Genomic DNA, 15,038 nt, shown 5'->3' with positions numbered 1-15,038 from the left:
AGGTTACCCACGCGTTACTCACCCGTTCGCCACTTTCTAAGATTTCATTCCCCCGAAGGGTCATTCCATCTCGTCTCGTTCGACTTGCATGTGTTAAGCATACCGCCAGCGTTCGTCCTGAGCCAGGATCAAACTCTCAATAAAAAGTTTGTATTTAAAGCCGTTAAGCTTTTAAATGCTGTCTCATTTTGAATAAAGCGTATTTTATACTCTACCGAGTTAATGTTTTATAGAGTTCATCTCTCTGTTTCTATTTAGCCGCATTCATCCTCGCGGATGTTTTGGCTGTTTTACAGGTTTTATGGTACTATTCTCTTTTCTATGACCGTTGCCACTCCGTCGTTTTTTCAGTGTTTCCGACTGAAGAAGCTTTTCTATTATATCGTCGTTTCCTGTGATTGTCAAGCTGTTTTTTTGAAATTCTTTTTTGTTGTTTTCTATGTTGCTGTGTTTTCGTTGCCGCTGTTTTTGACGACTTTGTTAGTATAAAGACTTTTCAACTCTTTGTCAATAAGTTTTTGAAAAAATATGTCTTTTATTTTACTGTTTATAAAAGACTTTTTCGAGCCGAAACATCCTAACCAGTTTATCTCCATCAGTGAGATTAATAAAGGATCCAAACAATATAAAAATCAGTCCAACCCCGATATTTAAGGTAATCGCTTCTCCCAGGATTACCAGTGCAAAAATCGGCGCAACCATCGGTTTAATGAAGAACGCTACTGAAGCTGTCGACGGGCCAGCGACTTCAACGGTTTTTAGATAAAAGTAATAGCCGATCCCCGTCACACAGACACCCAAATAAAATAACAATGGTGCGGTTCCCAGACTAACACCTTGAAAAACTGGTTGGCCGCTCGCAATCAGAATAATCAATAATACCGCCGAACCCATCAGAAAACTAAAACTGTTCTGAGCCACACCACCGATTACACCAATTCTTTTTTTGCCATAGGCAGTGTACAGTCCAAAGGCAATCGCTGCCACTAGAGTCATTAATAAAAACCAGATATTATTTTCACCGGAGATGAACTTTTGGGGGTTCATCACAATGATCAAACCGACGATACTAATGGTCAAGGCGATCGCCTTTTTTTTCGTGAATTTTTCATGGACGATAAAATGGGCAAAGACCATCGTAAAGACCGGATTGATCGAGAATATTAGCGCTGCCAGACTGGCGTTAATCCCCATTAAGCCAATCTGAAAAAGTACCATGCTAAAGCAGATACAGATTAAGCCCAGTGTAAAAAGATACCCCAGGTCACTCGTGCTGAGTTTAATCTGTTTTTTCTTGAGATCACTGATCGCAAAGGGCAACAGAAAAAGTCCTCCAATTAAGAAGCGGATAAAAGTCAGCTGAATGGGATTAAATGTAGCTCCCCCAATTTTTAGCGCAACTTCCATCGATCCGAACAGCATTCCGGTTAAAAAAACATAGAGATAGATTTTCTTCATTATTTCCTCGTTTCATTTTTTGTTATTGCCACCTGTACCTGGCCGCTATTTTCTGTGTTTATTTAAACGGTTGGTACCGAATGTTGAACCGGCAGTTTAAAGAAGGCTTCATAGGGCACATAGTCATTCCCATAGACCTCCACATAAACCATCACTTCCTGACTGGGGTTTTTCAACCCGAATGCTTCCTGAGATCCCAAACTCGATGCCCCAATCGGAATTTCCTGAGGATAGGACATTCCAGTCACTGGATAGGTTTCTGCAATCTCGCCATTTTCATCGATCACATAAAAGCTGACTGATGAAATATATAAATCCATCACATCTTTTTTATGGCCAATGTTTGTATAGTCATAGGTCAGTACCACTACCTGGTCCGGATTTATTTCTGCATACTCATTTCGATAGTCTGTCTCATTGGCGGCTTTAAACGCCAACGAAAAATCCCCGTCAACTGTCCATGTTTCGCCGGGACCATAAATCCTGGCTGGCTCCTGGGTCAGCGTTTCTTCGCTTTTTATCTGCTCTGAGTAGTCATAATCATCCTGGCTTTCTTCTTCATCCATCAGAAAAGCAACACCAAAAAAGATCCCAGAAATAATAACAATACTGATCCAGATGATTGCAAACACCCCTGACTTTCGAGGCGACTTTATTTTTTTATCTTTTTTTGTTTTCCCGTGAATATTGCTATTTCCCCAGACATCTTTGTCTTTTGATTGTTTTTTTATCTCAACTTTCCTTTTGCCCCAGGATCTTTTCTCGTCCCAACCGTATTCCATGTCATCTTCATTCTTGGTCATCAAGCCATTTACCAGAAACACAATTCCCGCTAATACCGCATACACAGTCGTAACTGCCGTCATACTGTCATTTCCTGCAAACAGAAACGTAACAATGGCACATCCAAAATAAAATTTTGCGGCCGTCAACAAAATTTTACGATCTTCATTATTTATTGATGCAACCCCAATTGTTCCGGCGATGAGCAACAAAGACAGCCCAGCCAACCATCCATAGGCATAAATATCCGGATTTTGAGCTGAAAAGTCCAGACTTCCATTAACCATGGACTGGTAAATAAAAGCAAAGGTCAGCATCATCGCAATGACACTGGTCAGCAATTTTGTAAGCTTCATTTTATCTCTCCTTACACGTTTGTTAGCAAATGGTACTTCCCGATCAATTCCACCGTGGACTCGACAATCGTTGCGGTCATCCCCCAGATCACATCCTCTTTATAAGAATAGAAATTTATCTCATAGCTACCTTTAACCCAGGGATAGTTCTTTCCGCCAGGAATACATTCATAGGGAAAATCCTTTGGTTGTTCGTGACTCAAATGATTAAAATACTTTTTTGGTGCATGCTCCTGAAAATATCGGACTGGTACAGTAAATACATCGGCTACTTCTTCATGACTGAAACCATAATTATAATCTCTTAGGATCGCAATAAACGGATGGATCATCATATTAAATGGCGAAATAAAAACATCTCCTGGTCCCAGTATTTCGATTTGCCCACGATCCACCAACAATTCTTCCATGGTTTCCCGGATTGCCGCTTCCTGGGGCGTTTCACCTTCTTCCAGTCGTCCACCCGGAAAACAGATTTCACCTGGCTGACGATTCAATGTCGCAGAGCGTTTTTCAAAAAGTAATGCCGGCCCTGTTGCAGTATCCACCAAAATCACCAGTACCGCATACTGACTGAAATTTCGTTCGCCAATCATTCCCGGGCGGCGGTTGTAAAAGTCTTCTCGTTCCAATTTATTCCACCTCAACACTCTATTTAAACTGTGCTTGATTATTATAACACTACCAATTCGTCTTCTTTTATTTTATACGTTCTATTCTAACATAGAATCGCACCCTTGAAAATCAACCGTTACAATCGCAATTGCAAAAAGACTTGCATTACCTAGAAGTTCTATGTATAATACAAGCATACCTAATAGATCTATGTATTCAGGAGGTTATTAATGAATGTATCAAAGGATTTAATTGCCGCCTCGGCAACCCCCTTTATTCTATCCATTTTAAAAGAGAATGACAGCTATGGCTATGCGATTATCAAGAAGGTTAAAGAATTAACCGGAGACGAACTCGTCTGGTCCGAAGGAATGCTTTATCCGGTTCTTCATCGTCTTGAAGAAAAAAATTTTATCGAGTCGTATTGGAATAATTCTGATGGTGGCCGGAAGCGAAAATATTATAAACTTAAAGAGGAAGGACTGGTTGAACTGGAAGTACAAAAGAAACAATGGGAAATTATCCATACTGCCCTCTCTAAAACCTGGTTTGAAATTATCAACAAGGAGGTCTGCTTGCCATGTATGATTTAGAAAAAAACATCCACGCCTGGAGTGACTGCCTGCGAAGTCAGGGGCATTTTAAGGAAACGGACATTATTGAATTGGAAAGCCATCTACACGATGAAATTGAAGATCTGATTCACGCCGGATTATCAGCGGAAGAAGCCTTTTTAATCAGTGTCAAACGTTTTGGCGATACCCATTCGGTTTCCCGGGAATATTCCAAAGTAAATACCGAAAACCTCTGGAAACAATTGATGCTAGAACCCGAACCTACCGGCTTTTCAAGCGAAAACAAGCGCACTATCGGGCTGGTCATTCTGTTCTCGTTTCTGGCTGGCACCTTTTTCAAAATTCCGGAGCTTTTCGGTTATAGCTTCAATGACCCCCAATACCAAATTTTTTATTTTAAAAATTTGAGTTTTTTCATTCTGCCCTTGATTGCTCTGTTTTTTCTGTATAAAAACAAATCCAATTTAAAAATGGTCACTGCGATTTTAGGCATTTTTGCCGGTGCAGCCCTCCTGATCAACGCTTATCCTTCGTATCCCCCAAATAGTACCGAGTTACTGACCGCCCTGCATCTGCCATTATTTTTATGGCTCGTCACTGGGGTTGCCTATCTCGGTATACAATGGCGTAGTAGCCAGGGACGGATGAATTTTATTCGTTTCACCGGTGAAGCCATAATCTATGGCACCCTTATTTTTTGTGGACTTATCGTTTTGGCGATGTTTACCCAGGCGATGTTTTTTGCCATTCAAATTGATGCCAGTTGGTTTATTCAGAATTATTTGATTGTCTATGGAGCCGCTGCGGTGGCGATGATCACCGTCTATCTGGTCGAGACCAAGAAGAGTGTGGTCGAAAATTTTGCTCCGATTCTGGCCAAAATATTCAGTCCGCTTTTCCTGTTTATCATGCTTGCCTTTCTGCTGGTTCTGGTCGTTTCCGGGAAAAGTCCTTTTATGGAAAGAGATTACCTGATCGCCTTTGACTTTATGCTGGTATTGGTTCTGGGATTGGTTCTTTACACCATATCGGCCCGAAATCCCTACGCCAAAAACAAGCTCTTTGATTATCTGAATCTGGCCCTGATTGTTGTCGCAATGATTATCGATGCGGTCGCCTTATCCGCCATCCTCTTGCGCTTATCCGCCTTTGGAATCACCCCAAACAAACTGGCGGCACTGGGCGAAAATCTGATTCTGTTAATTAATCTGGCCGGTTTGGCTTGGCTTTATGGCCGCTTTTTCGCTAAAAAAATTGATTTCACCCAAATCGAAAACTGGCAGACATCCTATCTCTATGCTTATGCCATCTGGTTGGCTATTGTCGCCTTTATTTTCCCGATTGTTTTTGGCTTTAATTAGCCACCTGCAGCTCACTGATTCAATTGAATCAATGACTAAAAAAACTGACCAGCCTGTCCGAATGGGATGGCTGGTCAGTTTAAATTAATATTTATTTCTTATCATTTTAACTTAACAGGATCAAACCTGCACAATTGCAAGCATAATGCAACACGCGTTTTTCGATGAACTGGATCAGTTAAGCAATTTACCGACTTATTTCAGCGCATCCAATCCCGCTTGAGCAACGGTCATATCTTCAGCCACGCTTCCGCCGCTGACGCCGATTCCTCCGATGATCTTACCGTCTTCGACGATTGGGAAACCACCCCCGAATACGACCATTCTGCCTTTGTCACAGGATGCAATACCAAAAAGTTGACCGGCTTCTTTAGCCAACTCTGCGGCCTGATCGGTGCCCATTTTAAGAGCAACAGCAGTATAAGCTTTATTGGTGGCAATGTCCATGCTGGCCAATAAAGAATCTTCCATTCGGTTAAATAACACCATGTTTCCGCCTGCATCACAAATTGCGATAACCATAGGCACATCAATTTGGATCGCTTTTTCAGCAGCCGCTTCTGCCATTTTCTTTGCCATGTCTAAAAATTTCCCTGTTTTTGTCATTTTTTTCCTCCACTTTCTTAGTAAGTATTCTTTTTTTTAGCTTTCCTGATTCAACTCATGAATGCTCATAGTATACCCATAAAAACCATTAATTATCAGAAGCCACTTAAAATAAAGAATACTCACGCTTAAGATAGAGCAATTCTTGTACCAACTAAAAAGAACAATATTTTACCATAAATTTGATATCATGCATTAAAAAATGTTCATTTTATATGCAAATTACCGTTCGTTTTACTAACACTTGTTCACGTTTTAATCACTTTCGATGTAACACAACTTTCGGACAGCCCTCAAAAGCCTTGTCACTGATTTCCTCGATGGTCGCTGGTAAATAGACATCCATTAAATTATTACAATCTTTAAATGCCCAGGAAAGAATTTTTCTGGTTCCCTCATTGATTCTTACCGTTGTTAGTTGGTCACACTGATTAAAGGTAAACGAAGCAATCCGGGTCACACTTCCCGGTATTTCGATGTCTTCAATCCCACAACGGGTCATGGCATATTGCCAAAAATCTCTAAGGTTAGCTGGTAGTTTGACCTGCTTCAGGTTTTTACACCCATCAAAAACAAAACCACCAATCTCGATAACCGTATCCGGAAACTCAACCCGCACCAATTCTTTATGGCCTTTAAAAATGTCATCGGCAACAATTAATATATCTTTGTCCGCAGGAATAAGCGCTTCTTCACCCTCACCTTTTGCCTCCGTCAGACACATGCCAAAATCTTGCTTTTTGTAATAATATTCATACATAAAATTTGCTCCTCTTCATTCGTTTTTAAATTTGTCACTCACTATAAAATTCAAATCAACTCACATCATTAAGCGGTAAGCATTTATATTCTTTTGTGAGTATAGCATAAAACGGTTTTGAATAAAATATTTATGCTCAGTTCGTTTTAAATCATATTTATAATTGCTATTGACAAGCAAACAAACTTGCATTACAATAGCACTATTGTTAGTTAGTCAACTAACTAACCAATATTCCGAAAGGGGGTATCCCTTTGCAAATAAATTTTGAAGATGAACGGCCGATCTTTGTTCAAATTGCCGATGGCATTGAAGACGCCATCTTAACCGGAGCGTTTGAGGAAAGCGGTCAGATTCCATCCATAACTGAATTGTCGGTCAGTTATAAAATCAATCCGGCCACGGCGCTCAAAGGCATCTCGATATTGGTTGATGAGGGTATTATTTTTAAAAAACGCGGTGTCGGGATGTTTGTCGCTCCCGGTGCAGTTTCAAAACTGCGGGACAAACGCAAAGAATTATTCTTCGATCATTATATTAAAAAACTCATCGAGGAAGCAAAAAAATTAGGTATCACCAATGAAGAAATATTGGGAATGGTAGAAAGAGGTTATCAGGAATGAACGGAATAGAAATAAATGATGTGACAAAAGGATTTGGAGACACATTAGCTTTGAATCAGGTGAGCCTGACATTTGAGCCCCACAAAATATATGGACTATTGGGTCGAAACGGCGCTGGAAAATCGACGCTTTTGAATATTATCACCAATCGGCTCTTTGCCGACAGCGGCCAAGTTACCATCGATGGTCTGGTAAGCGTTGAAAATGATATGACCCAGGGGCTGCTCTATCTGATGTCAGAAAAAAATCTGTATCCCGAGAGCATGACCTGTAATGAAGCCTTCAAGTGGACGAAACAATTTTTCAAGGATTTTGATTTGGACTATGCACTCAACTTAGCCGGGCAATTTAAACTCAACACCAGGAAAAAAATCCGCTCGTTGTCGACTGGTTATACTTCCATTTTTAAAATCATCATAGCCCTTTCGGTTAACACCCCCTATGTCTTGTTTGACGAACCGGTTTTGGGCCTGGATGCCAATCATCGGGAAATGTTCTACCGGTTATTGATTGAGAAATATAGCGATAATCCATTCACAGCGATTATTTCCACCCATTTAATCGATGAAATCGCCAATCTGCTGGAGTATGTCATGATTATCAAAAACGGTGAAATTCTGGTGAACGAATCCTGTGAAGCTTTATTAAGCAAGGGTTACTCGGTTACCGGCGCAATCACACAGGTGGATGCCTTTATTGCCGACAAGGAAGTGATTGGCGCCGATGTACTGGGCGGATTAAAAACCGTCACTATTATTGGATCTCTTGATAAGCGTACCGTGCCTGATGGAATTGAGATAACCAACCTGGATTTACAGAAATTATTTATCAAACTAACCAATGAGGAGTAACGTAATGAAACTACATGCAATTTATAAATATCAGCTTGCGGATCACCGAAACGCTGTTTTAATCTTCTGTGCCGTCATCCTGGCGGTGATGGCGCTGGTTCCGATGCAAATCACCTTTTCATCGGATATCCTGACGACGAATCAATCCAGCCAAATAGCCGGTCTCGATATGGCACCCGCCGTATTTCTATTCGTTTGCGGCCTGAACGCTTTTAAGGAAAATTTTCTGTTTGCCCTGCAAAACGGTATCTCCCGAAAATCTTTATTTGTGAATCGGATCTACGTCGCCGTAACATTGGCTGTGACGATGGCCTTGTTTTCACTGCTGCTATTGGCGCTTGGAAAGTTAATTGATTCGCCATCAAGCGGCATTGCCTATTCCAGTTTATTGAGTATGATCTATCAATCCACAGGAACTATTCAATTTAGCGGTCCATCTGAATATCTTATCAGTTTTCTTTTTCTGACGGTGCTTTTTATTGCTGCGCAAGCCCTCGGTTATTTTATTACCGTCGCCCTCTATCGGATGGATAAAAAACAGAAAATCTCTTATATCGTTGGTTTTTATATCGTCGTCTTTGTGGTCTTGCCACTCATTGATATGTTCATCTCTGGCCAGATATCAACCATCCTGCTGAAGTTTTTAGACATGGCCATGGGTGTTTCCGCCCATAACCCCTTTATCGGCATGTTCTCCTTGCTAATTTTTAGTATTATCGCAACTGGATCAACCTGGGTACTGATTAGAAAAATCGGAATTAAGAATTAATCAATAAAAAGTAGTCGTGATGGTTCATTTTATCTGAGACCAGCACGGCTACTTTTTTCATTCGTTTCGTTCGTATTTCTAAAAAAACGCTTTCCATGCCGGCAGTTGACGCATCATGTTCTCCACCGCCTTTTCTGCCACAGCTTTGTCAAGTCCCTGGGTTTTGATGGTAAAATTTACCAGACTCTGTTTTTTTTCTTCAAATGATTGCATCGAGCCATCTTCCTTTGCGCAATAGATACAGTACTCCTTACTGGTGTCACCCATCGCAAAGTCGCTTTCTTTCTTCATTGGCATTCCGCATGCTATACATGTTTTCATCTGTTTCCTCCTTTTATTTTCTAATTAATTTTATATAGTTCAAAATCAATTCATCTTTATGGTCCGTAAGCACTGACCCAGCTGCAAAAAGATAGCTATTGGTCAGATAATAGTGTATCAAACCTAACCAACTGTTAAAGACTATGTGCATCGGTATTTCTTTGATGGTCTCTTTTTCCTGATCACGCTCAATCACCTGATTAAGATGAAATGAAACCACTGATTGGATATTTATGAACACATACTTTGCTTCCTGAGGCAGAACATTAATCTCGGAAATTAGCCGTTTATAAAAATCTTCATACCGGATCAGAACACTAATATGGGCCGCCAAAAAAGTCTCCAGACTTTCATCCTTTTCCGCGAGAAGGTGAAACTGCGCATTGATTTCTAAACCAAAACGTTCAAGCAGGCAAATAATGAGATTCTCTACCGTTGGAAAATGAACAAAGATGGTACCATGGGAAAGATTAGCCGCCCTGGCTATTTGGTTGGTCGTAGCACTAAACCCTTCATCTGCATACACTTGGTAGGCGGTATCCAAAATCAATTTTCGGGTTGCCTCTTTTTGGATTTGACGTTTCGTTTTCATTTCACTGACTCCAAACTCATTGACTTTATACTTATTGTAATTGTTTTTGTCCACGATGTCAAGGACTTACTTTTTTTGTTGAGTTTCTTCAAAAGTTTAAACTGATCAAGGTTAGATTAGCTGCTGTTATGTTATTGTATAGGCAGGTAAAAAAAATGAACTATTTTTTAGCCATAACTAAAATAAAAATGATATGGAAACCGAAACGATGAGCCATTTAAAGCAAAAATTAAACCAGATACCCGCACTTCCAGGCATTTATAAGATGTTGGATTCCACTGGTCAAATTATCTATGTCGGAAAAAGCAAATGCCTGAAAAAAAGAGTACAATCCTATTTCACTAAATCCCCCAAGCAAGCAAAGATTGAACGAATGGTCTTTTTTATTGACGATGTAGATTATATTGTCACCGATACCCATTTAGAAGCCCGACTGCTGGAATGTCAGTTGATCAAGGAGCTCAAGCCTTATTTCAATTCACAAATGAAAAATGATCGGCGCTATTTTTATCTCAAACTTGCCAAGCCAGGCCACTCTCATGCGCTGTCCATTGTACTGGAACGAGAAGATGATACTTTTGGACCTTTTCGAAGAAAACAATTGGTTCAAACAATGATTGAGGTGTTTACGCATCTCTTTCCCATTGTTCAAGATACAAATCGTTTCACTTTTAAATACCACACGCTGCCCGAGTTCATGAGTCCAGAAGATTTTTTCAAAAATCGGGAATCCTTAAGCCAGGTTTTTTCAGATGAGAAAAAGATGCAGCGTTTAATCAATCAATTGACGCTCTGCATGAATAAAGAGGCTACCCAGTTTTATTACGAAAGAGCTTCTCATTATCGTGATCTTATCTCGGGACTGACTTATATTAATCATGTTCTACATGATTATAAACAGCTTGTAACAAGCGATATCCTTATACGGATACCGGTTCGTGATGGCCAAAAACTCTTTTTTGCTTCAAAAAGTAACATCATCCTGAAAAAATATTTTTCGACACTTACACCGGCTGAGATTGATACCTTTTTCGATGAAGGCCTCAAGACAAAAACTAAATTTGCCTGCAAATGGGACGAAAAAGCCAATACTGATTTTCAGAACATCCTCTTTTCAGAACTTCAATCTTTGCCGGAAGAATGGATTCTAAAAATATTATGACGCTCTCACTATTTCAATGTGCTTAAGACTTCCAAACATGTGTTAGGGGTTAAGTTTCTACTTTTCCACAATAAAAAACAAGTGGTTATGTTTGATCAGAGAAACCGATCATTCTAACCACCTGTTTTTTTGTAACTCAGTTTAGACAAACAAATTTAATGCGAACGTATAAATTCCCGTGCCAACCTCACTTCAGTCTGGCAACACCCGAATCCACTGCTGCCTGGTATACGGCCTCAGCCACCGCTTTTCCTACCCGGGGATCAAAGGCTGGTACAATAATATAGTCAGCACTTAATTCATCTTCCGCAATCAAGTCAGCAATGGCTTTTGCCGCAGCAACCTTCATCGCTTCGTTGATGTCACTGGCTCTGGCATCCAATGCTCCTCTGAAAATACCCGGAAACGCCAGCACATTATTAATCTGGTTGGGATAATCCGACCGTCCGGTTCCCACCACCCGGGCCCCGGCCTGAATGGCCAGTTGAGGGTCAATTTCCGGATCGGGATTGGCCATCGGCAGGACAATAGCATTTTCAGCCATGGTCTGAATCATTTGCTCCGTGACGATACCCGGTGCTGAAACCCCGATAAAAATATCAGCGCCACTGATGGCGTCGGCAAGAGTCCCTTTCTTGTGATCCTTATTGGTCATCTCAGCGATTTCCTGATGAACCCAGTTACTGTACTGTTCGTCTTTTGAGAGGATACCCTTGCTGCTACAGGCGATGATATCCTTAACCCCCATATTGAGAAGCATCTTGATAATCGCCGATCCGGCTGCTCCGGCGCCGCTCATGGCCACGGTTACCTGGTCCCATTTTTTACCGACAACCTTTAATGCATTCATCAACGCTGCCGTCGTCACCACTGCCGTGCCATGCTGATCATCATGAAAAACCGGAATGTCCAGCTCCTTTTTTAAACGTCTTTCAATCTCTGCACATCTGGGCGAGGCAATGTCTTCCAGATTAATACCACCAAAAACCGGTTCAATCATCTTAACCGTCTTGATGATCACTTCCACATCTTTCGACGGTATACAGATCGGGAAGGCATCCACGCCGCCAAATTCCTTAAACAAAACCGCTTTTCCTTCCATCACCGGCAGGGCGGCTTCCGGGCCAATATCGCCCAGCCCCAAGACTGCCGACCCGTCGGTAACCACTGCAACCATATTGCCCTTTCCAGTATACTTGTACACATCTTCCTTGTTTTTATGGATCATGCGGCAGGGCTCCGCTACCCCCGGAGTATAGGCCACTGACAGATCGTATTTTGTTTTGACCGGAACCTTGCTGTCAATACTCAGCTTACCCTTCCATTCTTCATGCAACTTTAATGCTTCTTCCTGAATTCCCATTGTAATCTCCTTTTTATTCACCAATAATTTCTTCTTTTTATCGATATCTGTTTTCTTTCTCAATTGATTTTTTGTTTTATTCGGATGGTTTTGTCACTTGATTTCCTCCGTCATGCTTATCATTTTGTGTTTATTATACCATTTCTCCGATTATAACATTTAATATTATAACAAACTGTATCGTTTTTTGTTCTTTGACTTTGAATCCAAGCTACTATATAATAATTTCATTGAGATCACATCCTGATGAACTTCTTTCGCCAAATGGTGCGATTGATGAATTCTCACAGCAACGATTGTTTGTTTGATCTCAAAATCACCTATCTCAGGAGGCACAAATGTCAATTTTCACACTGATTATCCCAGTTGTTGTCGTATTGTTGGTTATCTCCCTGCTAATGATGAGCTACGTCAAAGCGCCACCCGATACGGCCTATGTCATATCGGGTATCAAGCGGCGGGTCATTATCGGTAAAGCGGGTATCAAGATTCCTTTTCTTGAACGCGTTGATAAACTGGATCTCAAAATGATGTCTGTCGATGTCAAAACCGGGGAATCGGTACCAACCAATAACTTCATCGATGTAATGGTGGATGGCGCGGTAAAGATCAAGATCGGTTCGTCACCAGAGGCCATTTTACTGGCTTCCGAGAATTTCTTGAACCAATCAACTGATTCAATCATTCCTCAGGTTAAAGATGTCCTTGAGGGAAATGTCCGAGAAATCATTGGCTCACTTGACCTCAAAGATATGTTGACCGACCGAAAATCCTTCTCTGAGAAGGTGCAGGAAAACGCTGTTCCGGATCTTAAACGGATGGGTCTTGAAATAATTTCCTTCAACATTCAGTCAATCCGTGATCAGGCTGGCGTGATTGAAGATCTTGGTACCGAAAACAAATCGCAGATCAAAAAAGGCGCTGCGATTGCCCGCGCCAACGCCGAGAAAGAAGTAGCGATTGCCGAATCAGAAGCTGCTAAAATTGCCAACGATGCCAGAATTAAAGCCGATCTGGAAATTGCCCAGAAAAATACCGATCTGGATATCCGCAAAGCCGAATTAAAACGTCAGTCTGATCTGACGAAGGCCCAGGCCGACGCCGCCTACCAAATCGAGCAGGAAGAACAGCGAAAAACAATTGAGACAAAGACCCAGGAAGCCAATATTATTAAACAGGTAAAAGAAATTGAGTTGGCCGCCAAAGAAGTTGAAGTTCGCGAACAACGATTAAAAGCAGAAATCAATAAAACTGCCGATGCTGAACGCTACCAGCGTATCCAAAAAGCCGAAGCCGAATTATTTGAGAAACAAAAAGATGCTGAAGCCAAGCTGTTTATTGCCACCAAAGATGCCGAAGCCAATCGATTGGCTGCCGAAGCTGATCGCTATGCCAAAGAACAGGAAGCTGCTGCCATTGAAGCCAGAGGTTTTGCCGAGGCTGCCGCCATCAAGGCCAAAGGACTGGCTGAAGCTGCCGGAATTGATGCCAAAGCTGAGGCAATGAAGAAATTCAGTGATGCCGCCATCATGGAAATGTACTTCAATGCCCTTCCCGAAGTTGCCCGCAATGTTGCTGCACCACTTAACAACGTCGATCGCATTACCATGTATGGCGATGGTAATTCTGCCAAAATGGTCAAAGACATCGTCAATACCATGTCCCAAGTGACCGAAGGAATCTCCGAAAGCACTGGCATTAATCTGCAGTCGTTGATTTCGGGATTTTTAGGCGGCAAAATGGCAACACCGACTGAGACCCCTACGATAACAGTCAGTACACCACTTGCTGCTGAAAATAGCGAACCACAGAATCAGGATTTGATAACCGAGTTTGCCACTCAGCTTCAACCTGCCCCTTCTGAAACCAGCACCGAAGATCCCGAAGAAGTCTAATTTTACAGTATTTGCTTATTTTGACTATTTGAGATCGACGCATTTTGGTCGGGTTCTTCCCTTTTCTACCGAGTAAAATTCAAAAGAAAAGCGCCTGCTTTTGGCGCTTTTCTTGCTTAATGGGGTAATTTAACTTTATCATAATAATGATTTATCAATTCATATCAGGGGGTATTGTCCATCATGAACACTTCAGCCTTTTTCAGTAATCTGTTTACTTTAGAAAATTCATCGGTCACCCAATTGTCGCTCTTTTTCGGGGGCGCATTTTTAATGATCCTATTCGTTTTTGTGATCTACTATGTCGTTTTTCGGGTAAAACATGAACCACCAGAAAAAATCAAGCGCCCAACTATCGAATCCCCTTCCCAGGATCTTGCGATGTTTGACGCGGCTGAAAATCCCAATTTAGCAACACTTCAGGATCGCAACATTGCGGAACAGGCAAGGCTTCAAAAACTAATCGGTTTATTAAAAACTGCCAAACGACGGGAATCGCTCTATTCGCAGGAGGTTATCCTCGAAGATCTGGAAGCGGTTGTTTCAAAAGTTCGAGATAAAATAAACAAAGAACCAGACCTTCAGGTTTTTCCGCAATATGCCAGTCATCATGCGGAAACCGCCATTCAACTGCTGAACACCTACCTTGACTTAGATCGCACCCCGGATGATTCGGTGGAAAACATCAATAAAATCCGAAATGAAATCATCGCATCCTTTCCGCCACTCCTTGAGTTTTATCAGGATTATTTAAACCGTTTGTATGATGCTCAGTATTTTGATGTGGCCAGTGATGTTGAGGTGGTCAAGTCGATGTCTGCAGATAAGCAGGATTTTTTGAGGAAGTGATTTAATCTGAGTGCGCCAGGGACTTTCATAAAACAGCGCAAAATTAGAGCCACAAAAAATAAAACCTCAAGAATCCTATCGAAAAAGGATTCTTGAGGT

16 protein-coding genes and 1 rRNA gene are annotated in these 15,038 nt (G+C 41.4%); 8 read left to right on the top strand and 9 right to left on the bottom strand.

The features are described 5' to 3' along the window. From BI182_RS02635 to BI182_RS02620, 4 genes are all read right to left on the bottom strand, one after another. A 16S ribosomal RNA gene (locus BI182_RS02635) occupies positions 1-144 on the bottom strand; the annotation flags it as partial. Between the two features lie 396 nt (positions 145-540). Then, positions 541-1,458, bottom strand: coding sequence for a DMT family transporter (locus BI182_RS02630; RefSeq protein ID WP_148637873.1), 918 nt, complete (start codon positions 1,456-1,458; stop codon positions 541-543). Between the two features lie 62 nt (positions 1,459-1,520). Further along, positions 1,521-2,597: a hypothetical protein gene (locus BI182_RS02625; protein WP_250934598.1), complete on the bottom strand. Its 1,077-nt coding sequence runs from the start codon at positions 2,595-2,597 to the stop codon at positions 1,521-1,523. Positions 2,598-2,608: 11 nt separating this feature from the next. Beyond that, positions 2,609-3,229, bottom strand: coding sequence for an NUDIX hydrolase (locus BI182_RS02620; RefSeq protein ID WP_084633412.1), 621 nt, complete (start codon positions 3,227-3,229; stop codon positions 2,609-2,611). Positions 3,230-3,442: 213 nt separating this feature from the next. On the opposite strand from BI182_RS02620, the gene BI182_RS02615 reads away from it, so the two are divergent. Both BI182_RS02615 and BI182_RS02610 read left to right on the top strand, forming a co-directional pair. Next, positions 3,443-3,805 (top strand): PadR family transcriptional regulator, encoded by a 363-nt coding sequence (locus BI182_RS02615; RefSeq protein WP_070369683.1) that lies wholly within the window; start codon positions 3,443-3,445, stop codon positions 3,803-3,805. Further along, entirely contained in the window at positions 3,793-5,148 is a 1,356-nt protein-coding gene (locus tag BI182_RS02610) for a permease prefix domain 1-containing protein (protein ID WP_286805329.1), read from the top strand. Before BI182_RS02615 ends, BI182_RS02610 begins: the two co-directional genes overlap by 13 nt. Before the next feature lie 195 nt (positions 5,149-5,343). On the opposite strand, the gene BI182_RS02605 is transcribed toward BI182_RS02610, so the two are convergent. Beyond that, complete coding sequence (locus tag BI182_RS02605; protein ID WP_070369484.1) at positions 5,344-5,754, bottom strand: GlcG/HbpS family heme-binding protein; 411 nt, start codon at positions 5,752-5,754, stop codon at positions 5,344-5,346. Positions 5,755-6,013: 259 nt separating this feature from the next. Continuing rightward, on the bottom strand, positions 6,014-6,514 hold the full coding sequence (locus BI182_RS02600) for a leucine-rich repeat domain-containing protein (RefSeq protein ID WP_286805327.1): 501 nt from the start codon (positions 6,512-6,514) through the stop codon (positions 6,014-6,016). 254 nt (positions 6,515-6,768) lie between these two features. Between BI182_RS02600 and BI182_RS02595 the strand changes: the two genes are divergently transcribed. Genes BI182_RS02595 through BI182_RS02585 form a run of 3 tightly spaced genes read left to right on the top strand, consistent with a single transcriptional unit; the run spans position 6,769 to position 8,757 of the window. Further along, positions 6,769-7,137, top strand: coding sequence for a GntR family transcriptional regulator (locus tag BI182_RS02595; RefSeq protein WP_026396224.1), 369 nt, complete (start codon positions 6,769-6,771; stop codon positions 7,135-7,137). After that, positions 7,134-7,988 (top strand): ATP-binding cassette domain-containing protein, encoded by an 855-nt coding sequence (locus BI182_RS02590; protein WP_286805320.1) that lies wholly within the window; start codon positions 7,134-7,136, stop codon positions 7,986-7,988. The genes BI182_RS02595 and BI182_RS02590 overlap by 4 nt, the downstream gene beginning before the upstream one ends. A gap of 4 nt (positions 7,989-7,992) precedes the next feature. Beyond that, positions 7,993-8,757, top strand: coding sequence for a hypothetical protein (locus tag BI182_RS02585; protein ID WP_286805319.1), 765 nt, complete (start codon positions 7,993-7,995; stop codon positions 8,755-8,757). Between the two features lie 78 nt (positions 8,758-8,835). Here BI182_RS02585 and BI182_RS02580 read toward each other — a convergent pair whose 3' ends face one another. Together BI182_RS02580 and BI182_RS02575 are read right to left on the bottom strand one after the other, a co-directional pair. Next, positions 8,836-9,078 carry a zinc ribbon domain-containing protein gene (locus BI182_RS02580; protein ID WP_286805316.1) on the bottom strand — a complete coding sequence of 81 codons (243 nt, stop codon included), beginning with the start codon at positions 9,076-9,078 and terminating at the stop codon, positions 8,836-8,838. 13 nt (positions 9,079-9,091) lie between these two features. Further along, positions 9,092-9,670, bottom strand: coding sequence for a TetR/AcrR family transcriptional regulator (locus BI182_RS02575; protein WP_286805314.1), 579 nt, complete (start codon positions 9,668-9,670; stop codon positions 9,092-9,094). Between the two features lie 193 nt (positions 9,671-9,863). On the opposite strand from BI182_RS02575, the gene BI182_RS02570 reads away from it, so the two are divergent. Next, entirely contained in the window at positions 9,864-10,832 is a 969-nt protein-coding gene (locus tag BI182_RS02570; protein WP_286805311.1) for a GIY-YIG nuclease family protein, read from the top strand. A 187-nt stretch (positions 10,833-11,019) separates the two neighbouring features. Here BI182_RS02570 and BI182_RS02565 read toward each other — a convergent pair whose 3' ends face one another. Continuing rightward, complete coding sequence (locus BI182_RS02565; protein ID WP_286805309.1) at positions 11,020-12,195, bottom strand: NAD(P)-dependent malic enzyme; 1,176 nt, start codon at positions 12,193-12,195, stop codon at positions 11,020-11,022. A 338-nt stretch (positions 12,196-12,533) separates the two neighbouring features. Here BI182_RS02565 and BI182_RS02560 point away from each other — a divergent pair, with 338 nt between their 5' ends. Both BI182_RS02560 and BI182_RS02555 read left to right on the top strand, forming a co-directional pair. Next, positions 12,534-14,090 (top strand): flotillin family protein, encoded by a 1,557-nt coding sequence (locus tag BI182_RS02560; RefSeq protein WP_286805308.1) that lies wholly within the window; start codon positions 12,534-12,536, stop codon positions 14,088-14,090. Between the two features lie 183 nt (positions 14,091-14,273). Next, positions 14,274-14,939, top strand: a complete 666-nt coding sequence (locus BI182_RS02555) for a hypothetical protein (protein ID WP_286805307.1) — start codon at positions 14,274-14,276, stop codon at positions 14,937-14,939. The last annotated feature ends 99 nt before the right edge of the window (positions 14,940-15,038 follow it).

It is taken from the genome of Acetobacterium sp. MES1 (assembly GCF_002237635.1).
GTDB classification, from domain to species: domain Bacteria; phylum Bacillota; class Clostridia; order Eubacteriales; family Eubacteriaceae; genus Acetobacterium; species Acetobacterium wieringae.
The sequence above is the reverse complement of the archived record's forward strand: the minus strand, read 5'-3'. Positions and strand labels throughout refer to the sequence as shown.

Coding starts and splice junctions, on each gene's coding strand:
- BI182_RS02585 (WP_286805319.1), top strand. CDS start 7,993: ATGAAACTACATGCAATTTATAAATATCAGCTTGCGGATCACCGAAAC.
- BI182_RS02625 (WP_250934598.1), bottom strand. CDS start 2,597: ATGAAGCTTACAAAATTGCTGACCAGTGTCATTGCGATGATGCTGACC.
- BI182_RS02580 (WP_286805316.1), bottom strand. CDS start 9,078: ATGAAAACATGTATAGCATGCGGAATGCCAATGAAGAAAGAAAGCGAC.
- BI182_RS02565 (WP_286805309.1), bottom strand. CDS start 12,195: ATGGGAATTCAGGAAGAAGCATTAAAGTTGCATGAAGAATGGAAGGGT.
- BI182_RS02600 (WP_286805327.1), bottom strand. CDS start 6,514: ATGTATGAATATTATTACAAAAAGCAAGATTTTGGCATGTGTCTGACG.
- BI182_RS02560 (WP_286805308.1), top strand. CDS start 12,534: ATGTCAATTTTCACACTGATTATCCCAGTTGTTGTCGTATTGTTGGTT.
- BI182_RS02615 (WP_070369683.1), top strand. CDS start 3,443: ATGAATGTATCAAAGGATTTAATTGCCGCCTCGGCAACCCCCTTTATT.
- BI182_RS02610 (WP_286805329.1), top strand. CDS start 3,793: ATGTATGATTTAGAAAAAAACATCCACGCCTGGAGTGACTGCCTGCGA.
- BI182_RS02630 (WP_148637873.1), bottom strand. CDS start 1,458: ATGAAGAAAATCTATCTCTATGTTTTTTTAACCGGAATGCTGTTCGGA.
- BI182_RS02555 (WP_286805307.1), top strand. CDS start 14,274: ATGAACACTTCAGCCTTTTTCAGTAATCTGTTTACTTTAGAAAATTCA.
- BI182_RS02605 (WP_070369484.1), bottom strand. CDS start 5,754: ATGACAAAAACAGGGAAATTTTTAGACATGGCAAAGAAAATGGCAGAA.
- BI182_RS02575 (WP_286805314.1), bottom strand. CDS start 9,670: ATGAAAACGAAACGTCAAATCCAAAAAGAGGCAACCCGAAAATTGATT.
- BI182_RS02590 (WP_286805320.1), top strand. CDS start 7,134: ATGAACGGAATAGAAATAAATGATGTGACAAAAGGATTTGGAGACACA.
- BI182_RS02570 (WP_286805311.1), top strand. CDS start 9,864: ATGGAAACCGAAACGATGAGCCATTTAAAGCAAAAATTAAACCAGATA.